We start from the raw sequence: 4,561 nt of genomic DNA on the forward strand, positions 1-4,561 counted from the left end.
GGGGATCGCCGTCAACGTCGACATGGTGGGCGTGATCGTCGGCACCGCGGTGATCGACGCCGTGATCGCGCTGCCCGTGCATAATCGGATCAGGGGGCCGGCAAGGACCACGAGGGCCTCCTGCCGGCGGGGGTCTCCTTCCGCAAGGACGTCCTCCCCCACCTCGGTGACCACGCCGCGGCGTTCCTGCTGGGCGGCGTGCCCTCGAAGGACGGCGATCGGACGGCCGCCAGGTCCGTCGACGGCGCGATCGTCGCCGAGGTCCGCGACGCCGCCGCGCTGCGCAAGGCCGTCGGGTCCGCGGGCCGCAAGGTTGACGTCAGCGGCCAGGAGATCCGGATCCAGGGCGAGCGCGCCACGTGGATCGGCGACGGCGTCGCGGCGCTGGGCACCGAGGCCGCCGTCCGCGCCGTGATCGCCGCCACCGCCGACGGCGCGGACCTCGCCGGCAACGCCCGCTTCACCGCCGCGCTGCAGCAGGTGCGGACGACCGACCCGGCCGGCGTCGCCTGGGTCGACCTGCAGCAGGCCCCGGCGATCAACGCCGCGTTCGCCACGATCGGCGAGCACGTCGCCGGCGGGAAGAGCGGGTCGAAGGCCGGAGCCAAGGCGCTCGCCCGCCGTTCGAAGCTCCTGGAGGACCTGCCGAAGGGGCTGCGCGAGCAGGCCGAGAAGCAGCTCGGCACCGGCGCCCTCGGGCGCTCGTCGTCCCGCAGCCTCTCCCTCTCCTCGCTGCGCCTGCCCGCCCGCGACGCGACCGCCGCGCTGGCGCTCGAGCTCCGCCCCGGCCGCCTCGTCGTCCGCAGCGGCGGCACCGCCGCCGAGCCGGGGACCGATCCGAAGGTCGCGTCCGACGCGGTCGCCGCGCTGCCGGCCGGGTCCTGGGCCGCGTTCGGCGGCGGGACCGCGGGCCTGCTGGCGAAGGGCTCCCCCGCCGCAGGCGCGCTGAACCAGGTCGCCGCGCTGCTCGGCGCGCAGCTGCCCGACGGGCTGGCCAAGGCGCTGCAGGGCGTCGAGGTCGTCTCGGGCGGCGTCCAGGGTGAGAACCTGCTCGCCGCCGGCGGCGCGGTCGTCCTCCGGGCCGGCGACGACGACGGCGCGAAGACCCTGCTGGACCAGCTCGGCTCCGTGCTGGGCAGCATCGGCGGGAAGAACGCCGGCGCCGCCGGGTTCTCGGCCAAGCCGACGAAGATCCCCGGCACGACGTCGGGGCTCGTAGTCGGCCTGTCCGGCCTGCCGATCCAGCTCGCCGCCGGCGTGCAGGGCGACCGCCTGGCCGTCGGCCTCGGCGCCGACTCGGTGACGAAGGCGCTGGCGGACGGCGACCGCTTCTCCGGCGACCCGCTCTACAAGCGGGCGACGACCGCGCTGGACGGCCTCGCGCCGTCCCTGGTCCTGCAGCCCGCGCCGCTGACCGACCTGCTGAACACGCTCGGCCCGGTCCTGGGCGGGATCCTGAACGGCGGGTCCGGCGGCGGCGGGATCGCCGACCTGCTCGGTGGCAGTGCCGGCGGGTCGGGCGGCGGGTCCGGCATCGCGGGGCTCCTCGGCGGCATGGCGGGCGGGTCCGCGCCGAAGGCCGGCGGCTCGGCGACGGGCGGCGCCGCGGGCGGCCTCTTCGGCTCCGCGGGCCTCGGGCGCGTGGTCGGCGCGCTGGGCCGGATCAAGCTCGTGACGGCCGGCCGCGAGGCGACCGGCGCGTCGACGTGGCGCGGGACCCTGGTCGTCGAGTACGACGCCGCGAAGCGGGCGGCCGGGACCTCGACCACACCGACCGCGCCCACGCCGAGCGCGAAGCCGTAGGGCGCACGGCGATGTTCGGTCTCCTCAAGATCCTGGCCGTCATCGCCGTCCTCTTCTTCGGGGGCCGGTTCCTCGTCGACCGCTACGCCCACGGCGACAGCTGGCGGACGGCGGACGGCACCACCGAGTGCCGCACGAAGCTCGGCGGCACGATCCAGACGCGGCGCGTCGTCGCGCCGGGCGCGAAGGCCGCGGACTGGAAGGGCGCCGACGAGGCCGTCACGAAGGTCTGCGACTCGGCCAAGCCGAACTGAGCGCGGGCCTCGGACGGACGGACCAGCGGGCGACCGCGCGAGGGACGCCGCCGCACGGGCGGGCCGGTGGCCTCGGTCCCGACCGTCACCGGCCGGGACGGCCGACGACGCCTCCGGTCCGGCGCGGGACGGGACCGGTGGTCAGCCGGAGCGGCGCGCGACGCAGGGGATCTTCGCCTTGCCGGTGCTGTCGAGCCGGCGGACGCGGTCGTTGTCGTCGTAGCGGACGGTCAGCCGCACGTCGAGCCCCGCCCACGTCTCCTGGTTGTGCGTGGAGTCGCGGACCGTCCGCGTCGGCCGGCCCATGACCTCCTGCACGTCGAAGCGGCCGAGCCCGGGCGAGAGCGAGCAGAACTTCTCCGGCCACCCGCGGATCGTCTGCTCGCTGCGGGGCGCCTTCTCGGCCTGGGTCAGGACCTGCCGCAGCTCCTGCGCGGCCTTCTCGCGGGACGTTCCGCATCCCGCGAGCGCGGTGCCGAGGACCAGGGGGACGACGAGCAGCAGACGAGAACGCACGAGGTCCCGAGTCTCGCACCGGCGGCCCGGCTCGTGAGGTGGATCTTCCTCCCTCAGCGGGGCAGGATCGGGCCGAGGGGCGGGCATCTTCCGAAGCGCCCGGCTCGCCGTCCCCGACCCCGGATGACGAGGTTCGACGACGCGACGAGCTTCACGGCCTCGTAGGGATCGGTGAGCAGGTTGTAGGTGGAGCCGAGCGCCTCGAGTCCCTTGAGGGCCGCCTTGTCCACGGCCTTGCGGTTGCCCTTCCGGACGGCCTTGAGGTTCTCCACGAGGTCGCGCGCGTCGCCGCGGAAGCTCGTCGCCTCCTTGCCCACCGCCTTGAGCCTGCCGAGCGGGATGACGTCGAACCCGAGCGTGAGGAGGCACCGGCTCTTCGGCGCGAGGCCCGGGCCCGCGAGCGTCAGCGTGTCGATGCCCTCGTCGAAGGCCGTGACGGTCCCCACGCCCGGTCGTCGTCGACGTACGGCAGGTTCGTGAAGCGGATCCCCTGCCCGACGTACTGGTCCTGGACGTCCGTGCCCGCCTGGAGCCGCGACCTCATCCCCGCATCTGCAGCAGCGCCGCCGCGATCAAGAGCATCGCCGCCGGCACCAGCAGGAGGGCCACGACGAGCTGGATCTTCGGCGCCGCGCGCGAGGCCCGGTCGATGGCCGCACGTGAGCGCCGGGCGCGCAGGTCCTCGGCCAGGGCCTGCAGCCCCTCCGCCGCGGAGCCCCCGTGGCGGTGCGTCCGCAGCAGGAGCGCCACGAGCTCCGGTGCGCCGTCCGCGGGGCAGCGGCGTCCGAGCCCGACCAGCGCGCGGTCGGTCGGCACCCCGATCCGCATCTCGGCGGCGCTCCGGCGCAGCTCCGCCCCGACCGCCCCGGGGTGGTGTGCGCCGACCCGGGCCAGCGTCTCCGGGACCGACCGGCCGCTGCGCAGCGCGATCCGCAGCAGGTCGACGACGTCGGGGAGCTCCACGAGCATCGTCGCCGCGCGGCTGCGGATCCGCCGGGAGACGAGGACGTCGGGGAGCAGGACGAGGAGCGCCGGAAGGGCGACGGCCAGCAGCACCGCACCGGCCCCGAGCACCGGGAGCAGGACCAGCGACAGCGCCGTGCCGAGGACGAGCGCCGCGCCGCGGACGGCTCCGAGGTCGGCGGCGGTCAGGCGCGGCGTCAGTCCGGCGGCGTCCAGGCGTGCGGCCGCATCACGGGGGCGCGGCAGCCGGCGCCCGGGCCCGGGCCCGATCCTCCGGGCGAGGCGGAGCACCACGCCGAGGGTCCCGAGGCCCTCGTCTGGCTCGGCCGGCCACGCCGCCGGGCGGTCGACGCGCCGACCGGCCCGCAGCACCAGCAGCTCGCCGATCGCCACCCCCGCCGTCGCGCCCGCGGCGCCGGCCATGATCGTCGCGATCACCGGGCCGCGCCCTTCCGAGCGGGCGCGCGGTCCGGCGGCGAGACCAGCCGATTGGTCCCGGGTCGCGCCACCCTCATCGCGCCAGTCCCGTCGTCAGCCGGCGGACCGCCACCATCGCCGTCACCTGCAGCAGCACCGCGGCGACCACGAGCATCGCCCCGATGGCCGTGCCCGTGACCTGCCGGACGACGTCCGGGGCGAGGACCACCGCCGAGACCATGGCCAGGGCCGGGATGCCGCCGACGATCCGGGCCGCCGACCGCGACTGGACGATGGCGCTCTCGGCCTCCGCCGTCGACCGGCGGGCGCGCTCGAGGGCCTCGGCCTGGTCGCGGAGGACGTCGGCGAGCTCCCCGCCGGCCTCGCCGTGCAGCAGCAGCCCCGCCACGATCGTCCGGTGCGCCGGCTCGTCGGTCCGCGCCCGCCAGGCGTCCAGCGCGGTGGCGAGCGGGTCCCCGGCCTCCAGGCGGGCCGCGATCCGGCGGAGCTCGTCGGCGGCCGGTCCGCCGAGACCCGACGCCCGCGACGCCTCGCCGATCGACCGCCGCACCCCGTGCCCGGCGTCCAGCGCATCGGCGATGGCCCGC

At 76.7% G+C, this 4,561-nt stretch carries 6 protein-coding genes; 2 read left to right on the forward strand and 4 right to left on the reverse strand.

What is annotated here, in order from left to right; translation table 11 throughout:
- Nucleotides 1-198 precede the first annotated feature (198 nt).
- Nucleotides 199-1,803: a hypothetical protein gene (locus AB0L40_RS26730; RefSeq protein WP_364361678.1), complete on the forward strand. Its 1,605-nt coding sequence runs from the start codon at nt 199-201 to the stop codon at nt 1,801-1,803.
- An 11-nt stretch (nt 1,804-1,814) separates the two neighbouring features.
- Complete coding sequence (locus AB0L40_RS26735; protein ID WP_364361680.1) at nt 1,815-2,057, forward strand: hypothetical protein; 243 nt, start codon at nt 1,815-1,817, stop codon at nt 2,055-2,057.
- Between the two features lie 141 nt (nt 2,058-2,198).
- On the opposite strand, the gene AB0L40_RS26740 is transcribed toward AB0L40_RS26735, so the two are convergent.
- The 4 genes from AB0L40_RS26740 to AB0L40_RS26755 form a co-directional block, all read right to left on the reverse strand.
- A complete protein-coding gene (locus AB0L40_RS26740) occupies nt 2,199-2,573 on the reverse strand; it encodes a hypothetical protein (RefSeq protein ID WP_364361682.1) in 375 nt (124 codons plus the stop codon).
- A 53-nt stretch (nt 2,574-2,626) separates the two neighbouring features.
- The gene (locus AB0L40_RS26745; protein WP_364361684.1) at nt 2,627-3,019 is read right to left on the reverse strand and encodes a hypothetical protein; all 393 of its coding nucleotides are present in this window, start codon (nt 3,017-3,019) and stop codon (nt 2,627-2,629) included.
- Between the two features lie 94 nt (nt 3,020-3,113).
- The gene (locus AB0L40_RS26750; RefSeq protein ID WP_364361686.1) at nt 3,114-3,974 is read right to left on the reverse strand and encodes a type II secretion system F family protein; all 861 of its coding nucleotides are present in this window, start codon (nt 3,972-3,974) and stop codon (nt 3,114-3,116) included.
- A 73-nt stretch (nt 3,975-4,047) separates the two neighbouring features.
- On the reverse strand, nt 4,048-4,561 hold a 514-nt coding region (locus AB0L40_RS26755), incomplete at its 5' end, for a type II secretion system F family protein (RefSeq protein ID WP_364361688.1).

Source organism: Patulibacter sp. NPDC049589 (assembly GCF_040675535.1).
GTDB lineage: Bacteria > Actinomycetota > Thermoleophilia > Solirubrobacterales > Solirubrobacteraceae > Patulibacter.